Origin of the sequence: Cupriavidus gilardii (assembly GCF_013314895.1) — a bacterium.
Lineage (GTDB): Bacteria > Pseudomonadota > Gammaproteobacteria > Burkholderiales > Burkholderiaceae > Cupriavidus > Cupriavidus gilardii_C.
Genome location: NZ_JABTYE010000031.1, coordinates 14,647 through 34,194, shown reverse-complemented (window position 1 = coordinate 34,194; position 19,548 = coordinate 14,647). Strand labels below are relative to the sequence as shown.

Here is a 19,548-nt window from a genome sequence, read left to right as displayed (position 1 = left end):
GCCTCGTTACACATCTTGCATGGCGGGAAGACAAGAAACGCCCGCTGTCGGCGTTCGTCCGACATCGCGGAACCTTGTCTGGATGTATACCTCCTAGGGCAGGAGGGAGCGGCGCCGCGCCGCGCCGCATCCCGTCTCTTCTCGTCCCTTCTCGTCCAAGTCAGGAGAACATTAAATGAATGGCAAGACTTTGTTTGGCATGGCTGCGCTGGCCGCCGCAATCGGTACCGCGGGCTGCGCGGCGCCCGGTGGCGGTTATGGCTACGGCGCCCCGGCCAATGCCGGCTACCAGACCGGCCAGGGCGCCTACCAGGCGCCCGCCGGCTCGGTGTTCTACGGTCGCGTGGAAGCGATCGAGCCGATCCAGCAGCCGCGCGGTGCCAGCTCGGGCCTGCTCGGCACGGTGATCGGCGGTCTGGCCGGCGGCCTGCTGGGCCACCAGATCGGCGGCGGCCGCGGCCAGACCATCGCGACCATCGGCGGTGCGGTGGCGGGCGGCGTGGCCGGCAACCAGATCGAGCAGCGCGCCACCGGCGGCATGGAGACCGTCTATCGCGTTCATGTGCGTCTCGACGATGGCCGCATGGCCACCGTGACGCAGCGCCAGGCCAACAATCTGCAGGTTGGTCAGCGCGTGCAGGTCGCCAACGACATGGCGTCGCCGATCTGACGCGAGGTCGTCGCTGCGCTCGCAGCGTGGAATGGAAAAAGGCCGCGAATGGAACGCGGCCTTTTTCCTTGGTGCGGCAGGTTCTGCCGCTGCGCCTTACGACTTCAGGAAGATCTCCTGCAGATCGTTCAGAAAGCGCCGTCCCAGTTCGGTCGGACGGATCACGGTCGGGTCCGGATCGAGCAGTCCCTTGTCCGTCGCCAACGCCAGCTCGCGCCGGATCGCATGCAGCGGCAGGCCGGTATGGTCGTGGAACAGGCTCGCCGGCACGCCGTCGGTCAGCCGCAGCGCGTTCAGCATGAATTCGAACGGCAGTTCGGCGGCATCGACGTCACGCGCTTCCTGCACCGCGTTGCCGGCCATCGCCTGCGTCATGTAGGTGGCCGGATGCTTGTAGCGCATCTGGCGCAGCACGCGATGCGGGAACGACAGCTTGCCGTGCGCGCCCGCGCCGATGCCGAGGTAGTCGCCGAAGCGCCAGTAGTTCAGGTTGTGGCGCGCCTCGCGATGGGGCTGCGCATAGGCCGAGGTCTCGTAATGCCGATACCCGGCCTCGGCGGTGCGCGCCTCGATCCAGTCCTGCATCTCGTAGGCGGTGTCGTCGTCGGGCAGCGCCGGCGGGAAGCGCGCGAACAGCGTGTTCGGCTCCAGCGTCAGATGGTAGAGCGACAGATGCGAGGTGCGGTACGACAGCGCCGTCTCGACGTCCTGCCGGCACTGCGCCAATGTTTGCTGCGGCAGCGCATACATCAGGTCCAGGTTGACGTTGTCGAAGTGGCGCAGCGCGATGTCGATCGCCGTGCGCGCTTCGGCGCCGCCGTGGATGCGGCCCAGCGCCTGCAGGTGTTCGTCATTGAAGCTCTGGATGCCGATCGACAGCCGGTTGATGCCGCTGGCCCGATAGCTGGCGAAGCGCTCGGCCTCGAAGGTGCCGGGGTTGGCCTCCATCGTGATCTCGGCATCGGCGTCCAGCGGCAGCAGGGCGCGGATGTCGGACAGCAGCCGGTCCATGCCGGCGGCCGACAACAGGCTCGGCGTGCCGCCGCCGATAAAGACCGTATGCACGGGGCGTCCCCACACCAGCGGCAGCGACTGCTCGAGGTCCGCGCGCAGCGCGTCCAGATACGCCGCTTCGGGAATCTCGCTGCCGTCGGGTGCCGCGTGCGAATTGAAGTCGCAATACGGGCATTTGCGCACGCACCAGGGCACATGCACATACAGCGACAGCGGCGGCGAGGCGGGCAGCGAGATCTGTCCGGGCTTGAGCCACAGGCCGACGTTGTCGCCGCCCGAAGGAGCGGGGGCGGGCGTGGCGCCGGAGATGGGGACGATGGGAATCATGACTGTCCGTCCGCGGCCGGGTAGGCGGTGGCATCCCGGCGCAGCCGCTCGCACAGCGCCTGCAATGCGAGCGCGCGATGGCTGACGCGGTTCTTCTCGTCCGGCGACAGTTCGGCGGCGGTCTTGCCCAGCGCCGGCAGCAGGAAATACGGGTCGTAGCCGAAGCCGCCTTCGCCGCGCGGGGTGTCGACCACCTCGCCGTCCCAGCGGCCCTCCGCGATGATCGGGCAGGGATCGTCGGCATGGCGCACCAGCACCAGCACGCAGTAGTAATGCGCGCTGCGATCGGCCTGGCCCGCCAGTGCGGCGATCAGATGCGCGTTGTTGGCGGCGTCGCTCTTTTCCTTGCCGGCCATCTGCGCATAGCGCGCCGAGTAGACGCCGGGCGCGCCGCCCAGCGCATCGACGCTGATGCCGGAATCGTCGGCCAGCGCGGGCAGGCCGGACAGGCGGCTGGCATGGCGCGCCTTGGCGAGCGCGTTCTCGACGAAGGTCACGTGCGGTTCCTCGGCCTCGGGGATGCCGAGCTCGCGCTGCGGCACCACGTCGAAGCCCAGTGGCGCGAGCAGGGCGCCGAACTCGCGCAGCTTGCCGGCGTTGTTCGAGGCCAGCACCAGGCGTTGCGATGCGCGCATGGCGATGTCTGCCGTCATGCCCGCGCTCATGCCTGATTCAGCGCCTGGCGCTGCAACAGGATCAGCTCGGCGATGCCGCGCTCGGCCAGCCGCGTCATGGCGTCGAGCTGAGCGCGGGAGAACGGCACGCCCTCGGCGGTGCCCTGGATCTCGACGAAGCCGCCGCTGCCCGTCATCACGACGTTCATGTCGGTGTCGCAGGCGCTGTCCTCGGCGTAGTCCAGATCGAGCACCGGCACGCCGTCGACCATGCCGACCGACACCGCGGCGACGAAGTCGCGGATCGGGCTTTCGGCGATCAGGCCGTCGCGCAGCATCATCGAGACGGCGTCGTGCGCGGCGACGAAGGCGCCGGTGATGGCGGCGGTACGCGTGCCGCCATCGGCCTGCAGCACATCGCAATCGAGCTGCAGCGTGTATTCGCCCAGCCGCGACAGATCGAACACCGAGCGCAGCGCGCGGCCGATCAGGCGCTGGATCTCCTGCGTGCGGCCCGACTGCTTGCCGCGCGCGGCCTCGCGGTCCGAGCGGGTATGGGTGGCGCGCGGCAGCATGCCGTATTCGGCGGTCACCCAGCCTTCGCCGCTGCCCTTCTTGTGCGGCGGCACCTTGGCCAGCACGCTGGCGGTGCACAGCACCTTGGTATCGCCGAAGGCGGTCAGTACCGCACCTTCGGCATGCCGGGTGTAGTGACGGGTCAGGGTGATCGGGCGCAGCGCATCGGCCGCGCGTCCACTGGGTCGCATGGAAGCTCTCTTGGAAGGGAAATCGGGAACAGGCGCGATTTTAACGCCGCGCGGCGGGCGACGCTGGCGGCGGGCGTCTGGCGCGGGGGCAGGGCGGACCGGAACCGGCACCGGCAATGCGGCACCGGCATGAGGCACGGGCAGGGGACCAAACCGGGCCCGTGGGGCAAAGTTCTTTACAATACAGTGTTCAATACAGTGTTGGTCAGCCCACCTGCCGGGCCGGCAGCCTTCGCCGCGCCGTGCGGCCCGCGCCGCCAGCCCCTTCAAGAGACGAATCCATGATCCATAGCATGACCGGATATGGCCTGGCGACGCGCCAGGCACCGCTGACCGACGCGCATGGCGCGCCGAGCGGCCGGACCGCGGCCGTGTCGGTCGAATTCCGCACCGTCAATTCGCGCTTCCTCGATCTGCTGTTTCGCGCGCCGGAGGAATGCCGCGCCTTCGAGCCGGCCTTGCGCGAGATGCTGACGAACAAGCTGGCGCGCGGCAAGCTCGAGTGCCGCATCAATCTGCAGCGCACCGATGCGGGCGGCGCAGCGCTCGCGCTCAATACCGGCCTGCTGGCGCAGCTGCGCGAGCTGGAGGCCACGGTGGCCAAGACCTTCGATCAGGCCGGCACGCTGCGCATGGGCGAGATCCTGCGCTGGCCCGGCGTGCTGATCGAGCCCGAACTGTCGCAGGACGCGCTGCGCGAAGCGGTGCTTGGCGCCGCCAAGGACGCGCTGGCGCAGCTGCTGGAAGCGCGCCGCCGCGAAGGCGACGCGCTCAAGGCCACGCTGGTCGACCGCATCGACGCGATGCTGGCGATCGTGCGGCGCCTGGCGCCCGCGGTGCCCGAACTGATCGCCCAGCACCAGGAGAAGCTGACCGAGCGCCTGCAGGAGGCTTTCAACCTGGTCGCGCCGAACGGCATGCCGTCGATGTCGCGCGACGAGATCGGCGAACGCATCCGCCAGGAAGCGACCGTCTACGGCATCCGCATCGATATCGCCGAGGAGCTGTCCCGGCTCGAGGCGCATCTGAACGAGACCCGGCATATCCTCGACAAGGGCGGCCAGGTCGGCAAGCGGCTGGACTTCATGATGCAGGAGCTGAACCGCGAGGCCAACACGCTCGGTTCGAAGGCCGCGGCCAAGGAGCTGGCCGATGCTTCGATGGAGCTCAAGCTGCTGATCGAGCAGATGCGCGAACAGATTCAAAATCTCGAATGACGAACATGAGCGAACCGACTCAGTCCAATCCGCCGGCGCAATCGCATACCGCGATCGACACCGTCTATCCCGGCAACCTGTTCATGGTGGTGGCCCCGTCCGGCGCCGGCAAGTCGACGCTGGTCAATGCGCTGCTCGCGCAGGACTCGTCGATCCGCCTGTCGATCTCGCACACCACGCGGCCGCCGCGTCCGGGCGAGCAGGATGGGCGCGAGTACCACTTCACCACGATCGAGGCCTTCCGCGAGGCGCGCGATCGCGGCGACTTCCTCGAATGGGCCGAGGTCCATGGCAACTACTACGCGACCTCGCGCGTCTGGATCGAGCAGCAGATGGCGCATGGCCATGACGTGCTGCTGGAAATCGACTGGCAGGGAGCGCAGCAGGTGCACAAGCGCTTCTCCAACGCGGTCGAGATCTTCATCCTGCCGCCGTCGCTGACCGCGCTCGAAGAGCGTCTGCGCAAGCGCGGACAGGACGAGCCCAACGTGATCGTGCGGCGTCTGCTCGCAGCGGGCAGCGAGATGGCGCATGCCTCCGAAGCCGACTACGTGATCATCAACGACGTGTTCGACGAAGCGCTGGAAAAGCTGCGCTGCGTGGTGCGTGCCACGCGCCTGCGTTTCTCCTCGCAGAAGGCGCGACACGCCGATCTGTTCATCGAACTCGGCATCCACTGAATGCGGGGCCGCGGGGCCGCGGGCTACCTGCGGTAAAATGGCGGCCATCGCATAGGTTCTGTCTCAAGGTAGATTTGATATGGCGCGTATTACCGTCGAAGATTGTCTGAAACACATCCCGAACCGCTTCGAGCTCGCGCTCGCTGCGACCTACCGCGCGCGCCAGCTGGTGCAGGGGCACACGCCGAAGGTCGAGGCCAAGGACAAGCCGACCGTGGTGGCACTGCGCGAGATCGCGTCGGGCCAGGTCGGCATCGAAATGCTGAAGAAGGTGCCGACCTGATCGGCCGGCGGCCCGGTTTTTCAACGGCATTGCGAACGCCTCCGGAATTCCGCCCGATCGTCGCCCTGGTCGACCGGATTACCCTGATCGCACTCGTTGCCCACGTCTGAACCACAGGCCGCCATCATGCCTTCGTCGCCGCGCTCTTCCTCGCGATCGTCGCCCAAACCGGGCAGCACGGGGGAGGCGCGCGCCGCGGCGCGCACCGGCGCGCCGAACATGCCCGATCCATTGGGCGATGACGTGGTCGGCGAGCGTGCCGTAGCCCCGGCGATGGCATCCGCCAAGAGCCGCGCGGCCGGCGGCCAGGCCGCGCAGCCGCGCGCCGCCGACAGCGGCGTCGCGGTGGCCGCACCGGCCGGCCAGGCTGGCCAGGCCACGGAAGGCCTCTTCATCGACGCGGTCCTCGCGCAGACGTACCGGCATTTCTTCGGTCCGACCTCGCAGCCCGCGGTGCCGCCGCGGCAGCAGGTGATCTCCATCGCCGGTCTGATGGAGAAGCTCAATTACCTGAAGCCGGCCGACCAGGCCCTCGTCCGAGAGGCCTTCCAGTTTTCCGACGAGGCCCACCTGGGCCAGTACCGGCAGAGCGGCGAGCCGTACATCACGCATCCGGTCGCGGTCGCCGAGCTGTGCGCCGAGTGGAAGCTCGATGCGCAGTCGATCATGGCGGCGCTGCTGCACGACGTGATCGAAGACCAGGGCATCACCAAGAGCGAGCTGGCCGAGAAGTTCGGCCCCAAGGTCGCCGAACTGGTCGATGGCCTGACCAAGCTGGACAAGCTCGAATTCCAGAGCCGCGAGCAGGCGCAGGCCGAGAGCTTCCGCAAGATGCTGCTGGCAATGGCGCGCGACGTGCGGGTGATCCTCGTCAAGCTGGCGGACCGCACGCACAACATGCGGACGCTGGACTTCGTGCCATCGGAGAAGCGCCGGCGCATCGCGCTGGAGACGATGGAGATCTATGCGCCGATCGCGCATCGGCTCGGTCTGAACAGCACGTATCGCGAGCTGCAGGAACTGTCGTTCAAGGTCGGCTCGCCGTTCCGCTACGCCACGCTGGAGAAGGCCGTCAAGGCGGCGCGCGGCAATCGCCGCGAGGTGGTCTCGCGCATCCTCGAGGCGGCGCAGAGTGCGCTGGCCAACGCCGGCATCGTCGCCGAGCTGTCGGGCCGCGAGAAGACGCTGTACAGCATCTATCGCAAGATGCACGACAAGCAGCTGTCGTTCTCGCAGGTGCTCGACGTGTACGGCTTCCGGGTCGTGGTCGAGACGCAGATGCACTGCTACATGGCGCTCGGCGCGCTGCATGGGCTGTACAAGCCGATGCCGGGCAAGTTCAAGGACTACATCGCGATCCCGAAGATCAACGGCTACCAGTCGCTGCATACGACGCTGGTCGGCCCCTTCGGCACGCCGGTCGAATTCCAGATCCGCACGCGCGAGATGCACCAGATCGCCGAGGCCGGCGTCGCCGCGCACTGGATGTACAAGCATCACGCCGACCAGATCAACGATATCCAGCAGCAGGCGCACCAGTGGCTGCAGTCGCTGCTCGACATCCAGAGTCAGACCGGCGATTCGCAGGAATTCCTCGAGCACGTCAAGATCGACCTGTTCCCGGACGCGGTCTATGTTTTTACGCCAAAGGGCCATATCCGCGCGCTGCCGCGCGGGGCGACGGCGCTGGACTTTGCCTACGCCGTGCACAGCGATCTCGGCAACCAGTGCGTCGCGGTCAAGATCAACAACGAACTGCTGCCGCTGCGCACCGAGCTCAAGAGCGGCGATATCGTCGAGGTCATCACCGCGCCGTACTCCAAGCCCAATCCCGCCTGGCTGTCGTTCGTGCGTACCGGCAAGGCGCGCGCGGCGATCCGCCACTATCTGAAGACGACCAGGCTCGATGAGGCGATTCAGCTCGGCGAGCGCCTGCTCGAGCAGGCCGCGCGCCAGTTGGGCATCGACCTGAAGGCCGTGCCGCAGCCGGTGTGGGAACGGATGATCCAGTGGACTGGCAACAAGCAGCGCGACGACATCTTCGCCGACCTGGCGCTGGGCCGGCGCGTGCCGGCGGTGGTCGCCAAGCGCATGGAGATTCTGCTGCAGGAGCTGTCGGGCGACTTCGATACGGCGCTGATGGCCGCGGTGCAGACCTTCGCCGGCGAGGAAGCGCCTGCGGTGCCGATCACCGGCGACGAAGGCATGTCGATGATCTTCTCGGCTTGCTGCCGACCGATTCCGGGCGATTCGATCGTCGGCTATCTCGGCAAGGGCGAAGGCCTGCAGATCCATGTCCAGGATTGCAAGGTGGCCAAGCGGCTGCACAGCAAGGACCCCGAACACTGGATCGAGGTCATGTGGGCCAACAAGACCACGCGCGCTTTCGATGTCTCGATCAAGGTGCTGGTGCGCAACGTCAAGGGCATCGTCGCGCGGGTGGCGGCGGACCTGACCGCCGCCGACGCCAACGTCGCGCACGTCGCGATGGAGCACCAAGACAACGGGCGGCAGGAAGCGACCTATATGCAGTTCGTGATCCAGGTCCACGACCGCCTGCATCTGGCGAACGTGATGCGGGCCCTGCGCCGCAACACCGACGTCATCCGCATCTTCCGCGACCGCAACGACGGCTGAGGCGCCGTCGTTCTCCCGCCAGGCCCAGACTCGGGGCTCAGGCCTCGCCGCGCTTCGGATACCGGACTTCCAGAATATCGATCTGTTCGATGCCGCTTGGCGTGCGCAGCGGCACGGTATCGCCTTCGCGTGCCTTGATCAGCGCCTTGGCGATTGGCGAGATCCAGCTGACCCGGTGCGCGTCGAGATCGACCTCGTCCATGCCGACGATCGTGATGGTGTTTTCTTCGCCGGCCTGGTTCGCGTAGGTCACCGTCGCGCCGAAGAAGATCTGATCGTTGTCGCCCTGCAGCGAGGGGTCGACCACCTCGGCCTTGTCGAGCCGCCGGGTCAGAAAGCGGATGCGGCGGTCGATCTCGCGCAGACGTTTCTTGCCGTAGAGATAATCGCCGTTCTCGGAACGATCGCCGTTCGACGCGGCCCACGAGACGATCTGCACGATCTCGGGACGCTCGACATCGATCAGATGCATCAACTCGTCGCGCAGCCGCTGGTAGCCCTGCGCGGTGATGTAGTTCTTGGTCCCGGCCGGCAGCGGGGTCGCGCCTTCCGGGAGGTCGTCGTCTTCGTCGTCCGACGGTTCTTTGACAAATGCCTTGCTCATGGTACGGATCACTTCTTGGCAGGCAGACATTATAGGAACTGCGGGTCCCGGGGGCGACGCGGAAAAAGATAGGGCAGGGGGCTTCCCAAAAACAAAAAACGCGATATAATCTCTTTCTCGCGTGCGGCTGTAGCTCAGTTGGATAGAGTACTTGGCTACGAACCAAGGGGTCGTGGGTTCGAATCCTGCCAGCCGCGCCACCTACACGCAGTACGAACGGCTTGGAGAGTTGCTCTCCAAGCCGTTTTTGTTTTGGCGTCGCGGTTGAGGTGGCTTGCCGGTATTGCCCCGGCCGCCTGGTGGCCTCAGTGGCCTCAGTGGCTTCAGTGGCAATCCCGCGTCCCGACGATCGATTACAGCGCGGCCGGATTCTCGCTGTTCGCGGCCGCGCTCGGGCGGCTGCTGTCGACGTTGACGCCGGCCTTCAATCCCGCGTATGCCGCGAAGCCGAGTGCGGCGACCGAGATGGCGAGCGTGGCCACCCATTTGTAGATGTCGGTATGCGCGCGCTCGACTGAGGCACGGATATCGCCCAGGTCGAGCTTGGCGTCGAGCCGCGTCAGCGTGGTCTGGATGCCCGCGACGCTGGTGGTCAGGTTGGCGACATCGGTCTTCAGCAGTGACACATCGGTCTTCAGCGACGACACGTCGGTCTTCAGCAGTGACACGTCGGTCTTTAGCGACGACACGTCGGTCTTCAGGGACGAGACGTCGGTCTTCAGCGTCGAGACGTCGCCCTCGAGTCGGGCCACCGATTGTTCCAGTCGATCGATTCGGTCCATCTTGCGATCATCCATGATGCAATCACGTTGGTGCGGGTTCTCGCCGGTTCGTGCGGCGCGCCCGGTAAGGCAGGACGACTGACGCAGGATCGGCAATGGCGATGATGATGGCACGAACTGCACCGGCTCACTGTCAATTTGCGTTTCGACTGCGCCGTTCTCCGACAACCGCGTCAGCCTTCGCCGCCTTGCGCCTGCACCGCACGGTGCCTAGCCTGAAGGGTGTGTACCAGTCCAATGCAGGAGGCGCGATGCATGACGATGATTGGCGTGTCGAGGACTATCGCGGCATGGATGTCTATGTGCTGGTGTCCGAGCGCAAGGGCGGCGGACCGCCGGGCTGGGCCTATGAGGTCCGCATCGGTCAGGAGGGCGCCGATCCGAGCGATGCCGGCGATATCGAAATGATCGCCAGTGGCGAGCAGGTCTTCGCGACTCGCCACGCCGCAGAGGTCGCGGCCTTCAGTGCGGGCTATGCGCGCGTGGATCGCATCCTTGGGCCGGAGCAGTGAGCCGCGTGCCTGCATTCGAGGCTGCGGCATCCGTTCATGTCATGTCATGTCATGTCATGTCGTGATGTATTGACCCGTGGCGCCCGGCCTTCGGGCCGATAATAACGCTTGCAATCGACGCGCGATTGCATCATAATGCTGTTCTTCCAGACGCGGGGTGGAGCAGTCTGGCAGCTCGTCGGGCTCATAACCCGAAGGTCGCAGGTTCAAATCCTGCCCCCGCAACCAGTTCCAGCAAAAAGGGCGCTCGCAATGAGCGCCCTTTTTGTTCTGGCTTCCCGATTCGCGAATCGGTGCGATCACACCAGATTGCAGTATCCCGCCCGCCTGGCCTCGCCAACTGCCCTGACGCAGAAGGCCACCGGACCGCGATGCCGCCGCAGGCGTGCCATCGACGGCCCCATGCCATCGTTTTGAACAGAGGGCGTCTGCATTGCGCCTCGGAGGTCAGCTGCAACGCGAGCGTGCCGGTCGGCGTCATCGCGCGCGGGTTGGCGTGTGGTTGAAACCCGTTACGCTATACGCTCGCGCCGGCCAGTCTTGCGCGCTTCCGAGGAAGCTTTGCAAACCGCGCGGCCCCCACGCGTTCCTGGGTGTTGCTAGCTCGGCGAGCCGCCAGCCAGCGCGATCGCCTGTTCGAAGGTTTCCCGCACCGCGGGTTGATCCTCGCGCTCGGCGGCTGCCGCGCGTTCGCGCAGCCGAGCGACCAGCACCTGCAGGTTGTTGCCGACGGGAGCGGCTTTGCTGGCGTCGCATTCGCTGACCGCCTCGGTCATCAGTTGCTGCAGCTCCTCACCAACATCGGCGCCGTCGAACGCGCTGACCGACAGCGCCGAGATGCGGTCGAGGTAAAGGTTGACCAGCGCTTCGTCGTGTACCGGTTCGGGCATGTCCATCTCGGCCTCCATGTTGGGTTGGCGGTGTGATGTCCATTCTAGTGGCGGCCCCCATCGGCCTGCTGTCGGGACGTGGCCTACAGCGCGCCTGCCTGCATGGTCATATATCGCGCTAATCCTCGGGCCGGTCGCGCGCCGGAAACACCGGCAACGCGATGCGGCGGCGCGCGGTCTTCAGCGCGCGCGTGGGCCACAGCACGTAGTTGGTGTGCGGGTCCAGTGGCTTGCCGAAATAGGACACCCACACCTGTATGCCGTGCTCGGTCTCGGCGATGATCGCGGCCACCGCCCGCGCGGCGACCGAAGGGGATTTCAGCAGTTCGGCCAGCGCTTCGACGCCCTGGACGACGTGGTGCTTGACTCCCTGGAACCACGCATACTGGCGCATGGCGGACAACAAACGCTTAGTCATGTTCGGCCTGTCTTCGTCAGAAATGAGAATGAGAACCAGGTGTCTGACCGCGGTGCCTGTGCTTCGTTCAGCCCGAATGCGAGGCGGTTTTCTATCGCTGGCCGGGATCGATTCGTTGGCCAGCCCAAGGGCCGCAGCACCGCCGCGAATTGACAGCCCGGCTTGCTTTGCCGTAGTTTCGGTCGCATGGGCGGCGCGGGCGACGCCATCGCCGCCGGGTCCCCCAGGGGTGACCCTCATCATCCCGCAAGGAGCTGCCGATGACCGAGGACATGCTGATGCAGTTGATGGTGGAGGTCGAGAAGGAAGACCCGATCGACTATGCCAATCTGCCGTTCGACGACGGTGCGTTGCGCGCCCTGGTCTGCCGCCTGGTGGCCGAGCGCTCGCAGGCGATGGAAGCGGCCGGCATGCCGGTCGACGCGGTACTGGCCACCATGTGGGCATCGACAGCCAAGCTGGTGCTCGAAAACATGGTGCTGAACGCGCGCCTGCTGACCTTGCAGGGCGCTCCCGACGACGCGCGCGCGCTGATCGAGCGCATCGCCCGCCAATCGCGCGGCAACAGTTGATCCGACTCCCTGCGCGCCGCTTGCCGATTAGGTAAACTACGGACCTTCGTTCCTTATGGTGTGCCTTCGCCCGCACTGCGGCAGGCCGGCACAAGGCAGCTCAGGGAGAGTTTGAAGTGATCAAGTGGATCATCGTGGCCGGGTACCTGGGCGCGATTCTGTATGTGCATTTCCGCGGCAAGGTACGCCTGCGCATCTGGCGGCAATTGATGGACCATTCGGCGCTGGTGGCGCCGGTCAATTGCTTCATGTACGCCTTCTCCGGCGTCCCTCGCACCCCGTTCATTCCGGTGGAGCGCTTTCCCGAACTCGAGAAGCTGCGTGCCGCCTGGCCCGAGATTCGGGACGAAGGGCTGGCGCTGGCCGCGATGCGCAAGATCAAGGCGGCCGAGAAGAACGACGACGCCGGCTTCAATTCCTTCTTCAAATACGGCTGGAAGCGCTTCTACCTGAAGTGGTACGAGGCGCATCATCCGTCAGCCGAGCAACTGTGCCCGCGCACGGTCGCGCTGCTGCGCGAGCTGCCGTTCGTCAAGGCCGCGATGTTCGCCGAGCTGCCGCCGGGCGGCAAGCTCAATCCCCACCGCGATCCGTTTGCCGGCTCGCTGCGCTACCACCTTGGCCTGGCGACGCCGAACGACGACCGCTGCTTCATCGAGGTCGACGGCGAGCGGCACAGCTGGCGCGACGGGCAGGGTGTGGTGTTCGACGAGACCTATCTGCACTGGGCCGAGAACCGCAGCGACAAGAATCGGCTGATCCTGTTCTGCGATATCGAGCGGCCGATGCGTTATGGCTGGGCCGGCAAGGTCAACCGCTGGCTGGGCCGCAAGGTGATGAGCGCGGCCAGTTCGCCGAACGACGAGACCGACCAGACCGGCATGATCAACAAGCTGTTCCGGATCGTCTGGCTGGGCGGCCAGTACCGCCGCCGCCTCAAGGCATGGAACCGCCAGGTCTACTACGTGGTCAAGTTCGGCCTGATTGCAGCCGGCGTCGCCCTGATCGTCTTCCTGTAAGGCTGACCGCCGCACGGCGCGGTGCCGCGGCACCGCGCTCCTCTCTCCGCTACCCTGGCGCCAGCCGCGCCACCACACCCGCCAGTTTCCGATACGCCTGTTCCAGCGCGGTCGAGCGCGGCGCGCCGATATTGATCCGCAGGCAATGGTCAAAGCGGTTCGAGTTGGAAAAGACCACGCCGGGCATCACCCGCACGCCGGCCTCCAGCGCCTGCTCGAACACCGCCTCCGACGACAGCCGGTCCGGCAACTCGACCCACAGATGCATGCCGCCCTGCGGCGCCGATAGCCGCGTGCCGGGCGGGAACAGCGCGGCGATGGTTTCCGCTGCCCAATGCCGCTGGTGGCGCAGCCGGGCGCGCAGCCGGCGCAAATGCCGATCGACATCGCCCGAAGCCATCAGCTCGGCCACGGCGATCTGCGACAGCAGTTCGTTGGGCCGCGACTGGCTGAACTTGAGCATCTCGACCCGCGCCTGCCACTTGCCGGCGGCGATCCAGCCGAGCCGCATGCCGGGTGCCAGATTCTTGTGCAGCGACGCGCAGTAGATCACGTTGCCGCTGCGGTCCCACGCCTTGGCGGCGGCCAGCGGCGTGTCGTCGTCGGCCAGCGTGGAGAAGCAGTCGTCCTCGATCAGCGCGATGCCGCGCGCCTCGCACCATTGCACCAGCCGGGCCTTGTTCGCGTCCGGCATGATGCTGCCCTGCGGATTCTGCAGGTTCGGCACCGCCACGACCGCGCGAATGTTGTCGTAGGTCTGTGCGGCCAGTTCCAGCGCTTCCAGCGACAGTCCCGTCTGTGGGCTGCATGGCACCTCGAGCGCGCGCATCCCCAGGCTCTCGAGGATCTGCAGCAGCCCGTAGTAGGTCGGCGACTCGACGGCGATGACATCGCCCGGGCCCGCGACCGCGCGCAAGGCCAGGTTCAGCGCTTCGGTGCAGCCATGCGTGATGGCGATCTGCTCCGGCGCCAGCGTCATGCGGGCCTGCAGCGCCTGGCGTGCGAGCGCGGCGCGCAGGGCGGGATGTCCCTCAGGCTCGACCGCGCTGCCCAGCAGCCTGGGATGGCGGCGCAGCGCGCGGCCGGTGGCCTGGCGCAGCGATTCGACCGGATAGAGCTCGGGCGGCGCGCAAGCGCCCGCCAGATTGATGGCATTGGGATACAGGCGGCCGCGCGCGATGATCGCCGAAATGCGGGCGTGGATTCCGACGTATTGCGCGGGATCGGGCAGGGACGCCGACGGTTCGGCGATCGGCGTGGCTTGCGGCGCAGGAGGCCTGACGAAATAGCCGGAGCGGGGACGCGCCTCGAGCAGGCCTTGCGCCTCCATCTCGCGGCACGCCTGCAGGGCGGTCGACAGGCTGACGCCGTGGCGCTCCATCAGGGCCCGCACGGACGGCATCCGCTCGCCCGGCAGCAGCGTGCCGGCGGCGATGGCCTGCCGGTAGTGGCCGGCGAGTTGGCGGTATAGCGGGGCGGAGTCCATGCGGCATGTTGGCGCATCCGGCCGATGCGCAACAGATACAGAAAAGTTTCCGCCATATCGTAACAGAGCGAAGGATGGGTCTCTGTTCTGCTGTCCGTTCCGGCGCGGTGTGCCTGCCGCGCCGCGACGGCGGCCGGTACGCTGCGTTCTGTCGATTGCGACTCGCACCGTGGTACCGACCGTACCGGCCATACGGACCATACCGGCCGGCTTGCTTCTGTCCCCCCGTTGCAGGCAATCGCAGCCGACCCTTCGCGAGGCCATCATGCCGATCCCGCCCATTCTGTCCCTGCTGCCGCATCCGACCTACGTCCACCGCACGCTGACGCTGCACGCCGGCCAAGCGGTCCGCTTCCACGCCAGGGCCGGCACCGAAGTCCATGTTTCCGATGGCGACGTGGAGCTGATCGAGCCGCCGCTGCTGCTGGCCGAGACGCTGCACTGGCCGCGACGGCACCTGGCCCCGGGCAGCGTCGTCGCGCTCCCCCGCTCGGGCTGGTTTGTCCTGCGCGCGCAGTGCGATACCGCCCTGCGGCTGCGCCAACGCGCTTGGGTATTCTCGCGGGCCCGTATCGCGCGCATACTTTCCGGCTGGCGCCGTCGGCGCCTCGCCCATTGAAGCCGGCGCGCGATGCCGGTCCCCCTTCGATCCGCGTACCTCTTCCCCTGCAAGGAGTGCTGTCCCATGACGCAACTGGCCATCTCGTTCACCGATGTCGTGGAGGCGCATCGCCGCATCAGCGGCGTCGCGCACCATACGCCGGTGCTCACTTCGGCCACCGCCGACGCGCAAACCGGCGCGCGGCTGTTCTTCAAATGCGAGAACCTGCAGCGCATGGGCGCCTTCAAATTCCGCGGGGGCTACAACGCGATCGCGCAGTTGTCGCCCGAGCAGCGCGCCGCCGGCGTCGCAGCGTTTTCGTCGGGTAACCACGCACAGGCCATTGCGCTGTCGGCGCGGCTGTTCGGCACGCGCGCGGTGATCGTGATGCCCAAGGACGCCCCCGCGGCGAAGATCGCCGCGACGCGCGGCTACGGCGGCGAGGTGGTGCTGTACGACCGCTATACCGAGGACCGCCAGGAGATCAGCCAGCGGCTGGCGCGCGAGCAGGGCCTGACGCTGATCCCGCCGTTCGACCATCCGCACGTGATGGCCGGGCAGGGCACCGCCGTCAAGGAGCTGTTCGAGCAGACCGGTCCGCTCGACGTGCTGCTGGTACCGCTGGGCGGCGGCGGTCTGCTGTCGGGCAGCGCGGTGGCCGCGCGGGCCATGCATCCCGGCTGCAAGATCATCGGCGTCGAGCCGGAAGCGGGCAACGACGGCCAGCAAAGCCTGCGCGCCGGGCGCATCGTCGAGATCGGCACGCCGGACACGATTGCCGACGGCGCACAGACCCAGCATCTGGGGCAATACACCTTCCCGGTGTTGCAGCAGCTGGTCGACGATATCGTCACCGTCAGCGACGCGCAGCTGGTCGAAGCGATGCGCTTCTTTGCCGGCCGCATGAAACTAGTGGTCGAACCGACGGGCTGCCTGGGTGCGGCGGCGGCATTCGCCGCCAAGGTGCCGATCGCCGGCAAGCGCGTCGGCATCGTGCTGTCCGGAGGGAATGTCGACATGGCGCGCTACGCGGGACTGCTGGGGCAAGTGCCGGCGCAGGATTGATGATCGCCGGGGCCGGCTGCCACGGCCACGGCGAGGGGCCGGCGCGGCCGAAAGGCTTTAGAATTGCGGTCCGGCCATCGGACCCGCCGTTCGGCCGCCGAATACTTTGCCCCCCATGCTACGCCTCAGTGAACTCAAGCTCCCCCTCGACCATTCGGAAAGTGACCTGGAGGCCGCTGTCCGCGCGCGGCTGGCCGAGATCGGCGTCAAGGGCGACGGCATGGTGTCCTTCACCGTTTTTCGCCGCGCCCACGATGCGCGCAAGCGCTCCGATATCAAGCTGACCTACATCGTCGATATCGCGCTGAAGGAGAAGGACGAGGAGGCGGCCCGAAAGCGGATCGCCGGCAAGCCGAACTGGAGCGTGACGCCGGACATGACGTATCGCTTCGTCGCGCAGGCGCCCCAGCATGCCGCGACGCCCCGTCCGGTGGTGATCGGCATGGGCCCGTGCGGCTTGCTGGCCGGGCTGATTCTCGCGCAGATGGGCTTTCGGCCGATCATTCTCGAACGCGGCAAGGAAGTGCGCGAACGCACCCGGGATACCTTCGGTCTGTGGCGCAAGAGCGTGCTCAATCCCGAGTCGAACGTCCAGTTCGGCGAGGGCGGGGCGGGGACCTTCTCGGACGGCAAGCTTTATAGCCAGATCAAGGATCCGAAGCACTACGGCCGCAAGGTGCTGCACGAATTCGTCAAGGCCGGCGCGCCCGAGGACATCCTGTTCAAGGCTCGGCCGCATATCGGCACGTTCCGGCTGGTCAAGATGGTGGAGAACATCCGCGCCGAGATCTTCGCGCTCGGTGGCGAAGTCCGCTTCGGCATGCGCGTGGACGATATCGACATCGAAGGCGGGCGCGTGCGCGGACTGCAACTGTCCAATGGCGACTATCTGCCGTGCGAGCAGGTCATTCTTGCCGTGGGCCACAGCGCCCGCGACACCTTCGAGATGCTGTACCGCCGCGGCGTCTTCATGGAAGCCAAGCCGTTCTCGCTGGGCTTTCGCATCGAACATCCGCAGGGCATGATCAACCGCAGCCGCTTCGGCAAGTTCGCCGGCAACAAGCTGCTGGGCGCGGCCGACTACAAGATCGTGCACCACTGCAGCAACGGGCGTTCGGTGTACAGCTTCTGCATGTGCCCGGGCGGCACCGTGGTCGCGGCTGCGTCGGAGCCGGGGCGCGTCGTCACCAACGGCATGAGCCAGTACAAGCGCGCCGAGCGCAACGCCAATGCCGGCATCGTCGTCGGCATCACGCCCGACGACTACCCGGGCGGGCCGCTGGCCGGCATCGACTTCCAGCGTCATTGGGAAGAGCGCGCCTTCGAACTCGGCGGGCGCAACTACTGCGCGCCGGGCCAGCTGGTCGGCGACTTCCTGGCGCGGCGGCCGTCCACCGCGCTGGGCACGGTCGAGCCGTCGTACAAGCCGGGCGTGACGCCGACCGATCTGAGCACCGCGCTGCCCGACTACGTGATCGAGGCGATTCGCGAGGCGCTGCCGGCGTTCGAACGACAGGTGCCCGGCTTCGCGATGGACGACGCCGTGCTGACCGGCGTCGAAACGCGGACGTCGTCGCCGCTGCGCATCCGGCGCAAGGACGACTACCAGAGCGTCAATGTCGCCGGCCTCTATCCGGCCGGCGAGGGCGCCGGCTACGCGGGGGGCATCTATTCCGCGGCGATCGACGGCATCGAGGTCGCCGAGGCGGTGGCGCTCGATATCGTCGGCCGGGTCGGCAAGGCGGCCTGAGCGATGTCGCCGTCGGAGCGGCAGACGATTCTGGAGGCCACGCGTCACTGGCTGACGCGCGCGGTGATCGGGCTCAATCTGTGCCCGTTCGCCAAGAGCGTGTACGTCAAGGAACAAATCCGCTACGTGGTCTGCGACGCGACCGATGCCGAGGCGCTGCTCGACACGCTGGAGACCGAGCTGAAGGGGCTGGCGCAGGCCGATCCCGCGCGCATCGACACCACGCTGCTGATCGTCCCCCGGATGCTGGCGGACTTCGCCGACTACAACGATTTCCTCTATCTGGCCGAGCGCCTGCTCGACAGCCTCGGCCTGTCCGGCGTGCTGCAGATCGCCAGCTTCCATCCGCAATACCAGTTCGCCGGCACCGACGCGGACGATATCGAGAACTACACCAACCGCGCGCCGTATCCGATCCTGCATCTGCTGCGCGAAGACAGCATCGAGCGCGCGGTCGAAGCCTTTCCCGATGCGGCGGATATCTACGAGCGCAACGAGGAGACGATGCGCCGGCTCGGCCATGAAGGCTGGCGGCGCTGGATGGCGGGCGACGAACCGCAGTAAGCGCGGGTGAACGCGCGCCGCCGCTGGCGCTGCCGAAACTCAGGCCGGCGTGAAAAACCGCTCGCGCATTTCCTCCAGCCCCAGCGTCTCCAGCACGTGAGCCAGCCGCTCGGCCGGTCGCCGGCGCGGCAGGTCCTTGTACTGCGCGACGATCAGCTCGTTCTTCATCGAGTGTTCCCAACCGACCAGCTCGGTCACGGTGACCTGATAGCCGTGCGCTTCCAACTGCAGGCAGCGCAGCACGTTGGTGACCTGGCTGCCGAATTCGCGCGTATGCAGCGGATGGCGCCAGATTTCGGTCAGCGGATTGCCGAGCGTCTTCGACTTGTTCCTGCGCAGCACGGCGGCCACCTCGGCCTGGCAGCAGGGCACCACGACGATGTATTTGGCGCGCTTGGTCAGGGCGAAGCGGATCGCGTCGTCGGTCGCGGTATTGCAGGCATGCAGCGCGGTGACCATGTCCACCGTGGGGGGCAGCCGCTCCGAGGTGATCGATTCCGCCACCGACAGATTCAGGAACGACATGCCCGGAAAACCGAGCCGCTCGGCGAGCGCGGTCGACGAGCGCACCAGTTCCTCGCGCGTCTCGATGCCATAGATGTGAGAGCGGTCCTGCTGCGTCTTGAAGAACAGATCGTAGAGGATGAAGCCGAGATACGACTTGCCCGCGCCATGGTCGACCAGCGTCAGGTCGGCATGGTCGCGCTTGAGGTCCTGCAACAGCGGCTCGATGAACTGATAGAGGTGGTAGACCTGCTTGAGCTTGCGGCGGCTGTCCTGATTCATCTTGCCGTCGCGGGTCAGGATATGGAGTTCCTTGAGCAGTTCGATCGACTGGCCGGGACGAATTTCGTGGGTGTTCGACATGGGATACGGCGGGGTTGGCCCGGTGCTGACGCGCCGCGTCTGGCGGCGCCGCGCGCTCGGGCAGGCAGGGCGACAGTTTACCGGAAGGCGTCCAGAAAAAATTTGCCTAAAGTTTTGCCGAAATCCGCCGTAGGTGACGGACAGGCGGCATGCCGACTCGGCGCCGCCTTCAACAACAACGATAAATCAAAGGCACACGGCTGGAGGAC

General features: G+C 66.7%; 22 protein-coding genes and 2 tRNA genes. 14 read left to right on the top strand and 10 right to left on the bottom strand.

Annotated features, from left to right (window positions below):
- Nucleotides 1–175: 175 nt before the first annotated feature.
- On the top strand, nt 176–670 hold the full coding sequence (locus HTY53_RS22480; RefSeq protein WP_174108828.1) for a glycine zipper 2TM domain-containing protein: 495 nt from the start codon (nt 176–178) through the stop codon (nt 668–670).
- A 96-nt stretch (nt 671–766) separates the two neighbouring features.
- Here HTY53_RS22480 and hemW read toward each other — a convergent pair whose 3' ends face one another.
- From hemW to rph, 3 genes are read right to left on the bottom strand one after another with little or no spacing between them, the layout of a single operon-like run.
- The gene (gene hemW / locus HTY53_RS22475) at nt 767–2,011 is read right to left on the bottom strand and encodes a radical SAM family heme chaperone HemW (protein ID WP_174108827.1); all 1,245 of its coding nucleotides are present in this window, start codon (nt 2,009–2,011) and stop codon (nt 767–769) included.
- Entirely contained in the window at nt 2,008–2,664 is a 657-nt protein-coding gene (gene rdgB / locus HTY53_RS22470; RefSeq protein WP_174108826.1) for an RdgB/HAM1 family non-canonical purine NTP pyrophosphatase, read from the bottom strand. Before rdgB ends, hemW begins: the two co-directional genes overlap by 4 nt.
- Before the next feature lie 8 nt (nt 2,665–2,672).
- Complete coding sequence (gene rph, locus HTY53_RS22465) at nt 2,673–3,392, bottom strand: ribonuclease PH (RefSeq protein ID WP_174108825.1); 720 nt, start codon at nt 3,390–3,392, stop codon at nt 2,673–2,675.
- Nucleotides 3,393–3,673: 281 nt separating this feature from the next.
- Here rph and HTY53_RS22460 point away from each other — a divergent pair, with 281 nt between their 5' ends.
- The 3 genes from HTY53_RS22460 to rpoZ all read left to right on the top strand — a co-directional run bounded on the left by HTY53_RS22460 (nt 3,674) and on the right by rpoZ (nt 5,572).
- Complete coding sequence (locus HTY53_RS22460) at nt 3,674–4,609, top strand: YicC/YloC family endoribonuclease (protein WP_174108824.1); 936 nt, start codon at nt 3,674–3,676, stop codon at nt 4,607–4,609.
- A gap of 5 nt (nt 4,610–4,614) precedes the next feature.
- The gene (gmk, locus tag HTY53_RS22455; protein ID WP_174108823.1) at nt 4,615–5,289 is read left to right on the top strand and encodes a guanylate kinase; all 675 of its coding nucleotides are present in this window, start codon (nt 4,615–4,617) and stop codon (nt 5,287–5,289) included.
- Between the two features lie 79 nt (nt 5,290–5,368).
- The gene (gene rpoZ, locus HTY53_RS22450; RefSeq protein WP_006578656.1) at nt 5,369–5,572 is read left to right on the top strand and encodes a DNA-directed RNA polymerase subunit omega; all 204 of its coding nucleotides are present in this window, start codon (nt 5,369–5,371) and stop codon (nt 5,570–5,572) included.
- A 20-nt stretch (nt 5,573–5,592) separates the two neighbouring features.
- Here rpoZ and HTY53_RS22445 read toward each other — a convergent pair whose 3' ends face one another.
- Complete coding sequence (locus tag HTY53_RS22445) at nt 5,593–5,793, bottom strand: hypothetical protein (protein ID WP_174108822.1); 201 nt, start codon at nt 5,791–5,793, stop codon at nt 5,593–5,595.
- Between HTY53_RS22445 and HTY53_RS22440 the strand changes: the two genes are divergently transcribed.
- Complete coding sequence (locus HTY53_RS22440; RefSeq protein WP_174108821.1) at nt 5,792–8,209, top strand: RelA/SpoT family protein; 2,418 nt, start codon at nt 5,792–5,794, stop codon at nt 8,207–8,209. The genes HTY53_RS22445 and HTY53_RS22440 overlap by 2 nt on opposite strands.
- A 37-nt stretch (nt 8,210–8,246) precedes the next feature.
- Here the strand turns inward: HTY53_RS22440 and greB are convergent, their stop codons facing one another.
- Nucleotides 8,247–8,813 (bottom strand): transcription elongation factor GreB, encoded by a 567-nt coding sequence (gene greB, locus HTY53_RS22435; protein ID WP_174108820.1) that lies wholly within the window; start codon nt 8,811–8,813, stop codon nt 8,247–8,249.
- A gap of 123 nt (nt 8,814–8,936) precedes the next feature.
- Between greB and HTY53_RS22430 the strand changes: the two genes are divergently transcribed.
- Nucleotides 8,937–9,013: transfer RNA gene (locus HTY53_RS22430), tRNA-Arg, on the top strand.
- A 153-nt stretch (nt 9,014–9,166) separates the two neighbouring features.
- On the opposite strand, the gene HTY53_RS22425 is transcribed toward HTY53_RS22430, so the two are convergent.
- The gene (locus tag HTY53_RS22425) at nt 9,167–9,610 is read right to left on the bottom strand and encodes a DUF1640 domain-containing protein (RefSeq protein ID WP_174108819.1); all 444 of its coding nucleotides are present in this window, start codon (nt 9,608–9,610) and stop codon (nt 9,167–9,169) included.
- A gap of 236 nt (nt 9,611–9,846) precedes the next feature.
- On the opposite strand from HTY53_RS22425, the gene HTY53_RS22420 reads away from it, so the two are divergent.
- Together HTY53_RS22420 and HTY53_RS22415 are read left to right on the top strand one after the other, a co-directional pair.
- On the top strand, nt 9,847–10,107 hold the full coding sequence (locus tag HTY53_RS22420; RefSeq protein ID WP_174108818.1) for a hypothetical protein: 261 nt from the start codon (nt 9,847–9,849) through the stop codon (nt 10,105–10,107).
- Between the two features lie 151 nt (nt 10,108–10,258).
- Nucleotides 10,259–10,335, top strand: a tRNA-Met gene (locus HTY53_RS22415).
- Nucleotides 10,336–10,706: 371 nt separating this feature from the next.
- Here the strand turns inward: HTY53_RS22415 and HTY53_RS22410 are convergent.
- Both HTY53_RS22410 and HTY53_RS22405 read right to left on the bottom strand, forming a co-directional pair.
- Nucleotides 10,707–10,997, bottom strand: coding sequence for a hypothetical protein (locus HTY53_RS22410; protein WP_174108817.1), 291 nt, complete (start codon nt 10,995–10,997; stop codon nt 10,707–10,709).
- 118 nt (nt 10,998–11,115) lie between these two features.
- Entirely contained in the window at nt 11,116–11,415 is a 300-nt protein-coding gene (locus tag HTY53_RS22405) for a hypothetical protein (protein ID WP_174108816.1), read from the bottom strand.
- A 260-nt stretch (nt 11,416–11,675) separates the two neighbouring features.
- Between HTY53_RS22405 and HTY53_RS22400 the strand changes: the two genes are divergently transcribed.
- Both HTY53_RS22400 and lpxO read left to right on the top strand, forming a co-directional pair.
- The gene (locus HTY53_RS22400) at nt 11,676–11,987 is read left to right on the top strand and encodes a hypothetical protein (RefSeq protein ID WP_174108815.1); all 312 of its coding nucleotides are present in this window, start codon (nt 11,676–11,678) and stop codon (nt 11,985–11,987) included.
- 116 nt (nt 11,988–12,103) lie between these two features.
- Nucleotides 12,104–13,006: a lipid A hydroxylase LpxO gene (gene lpxO, locus HTY53_RS22395; protein ID WP_174108814.1), complete on the top strand. Its 903-nt coding sequence runs from the start codon at nt 12,104–12,106 to the stop codon at nt 13,004–13,006.
- Nucleotides 13,007–13,055: 49 nt separating this feature from the next.
- Here the strand turns inward: lpxO and HTY53_RS22390 are convergent, their stop codons facing one another.
- The gene (locus tag HTY53_RS22390) at nt 13,056–14,492 is read right to left on the bottom strand and encodes a PLP-dependent aminotransferase family protein (RefSeq protein ID WP_174108813.1); all 1,437 of its coding nucleotides are present in this window, start codon (nt 14,490–14,492) and stop codon (nt 13,056–13,058) included.
- A gap of 265 nt (nt 14,493–14,757) precedes the next feature.
- On the opposite strand from HTY53_RS22390, the gene HTY53_RS22385 reads away from it, so the two are divergent.
- The 4 genes from HTY53_RS22385 (at nt 14,758) to HTY53_RS22370 (ending at nt 18,472) form a co-directional block, all read left to right on the top strand.
- The gene (locus HTY53_RS22385) at nt 14,758–15,111 is read left to right on the top strand and encodes a hypothetical protein (protein ID WP_174108812.1); all 354 of its coding nucleotides are present in this window, start codon (nt 14,758–14,760) and stop codon (nt 15,109–15,111) included.
- A gap of 66 nt (nt 15,112–15,177) precedes the next feature.
- On the top strand, nt 15,178–16,158 hold the full coding sequence (locus HTY53_RS22380; RefSeq protein WP_174108811.1) for a threo-3-hydroxy-L-aspartate ammonia-lyase: 981 nt from the start codon (nt 15,178–15,180) through the stop codon (nt 16,156–16,158).
- Nucleotides 16,159–16,273: 115 nt separating this feature from the next.
- Nucleotides 16,274–17,908, top strand: a complete 1,635-nt coding sequence (locus HTY53_RS22375; RefSeq protein WP_174108810.1) for an NAD(P)/FAD-dependent oxidoreductase — start codon at nt 16,274–16,276, stop codon at nt 17,906–17,908.
- Nucleotides 17,909–17,911: 3 nt separating this feature from the next.
- A complete protein-coding gene (locus HTY53_RS22370; RefSeq protein WP_174108809.1) occupies nt 17,912–18,472 on the top strand; it encodes a DUF1415 domain-containing protein in 561 nt (186 codons plus the stop codon).
- A 39-nt stretch (nt 18,473–18,511) separates the two neighbouring features.
- On the opposite strand, the gene HTY53_RS22365 is transcribed toward HTY53_RS22370, so the two are convergent.
- Nucleotides 18,512–19,339, bottom strand: coding sequence for a class I SAM-dependent methyltransferase (locus HTY53_RS22365; RefSeq protein WP_174108808.1), 828 nt, complete (start codon nt 19,337–19,339; stop codon nt 18,512–18,514).
- Nucleotides 19,340–19,548 lie beyond the last annotated feature (209 nt).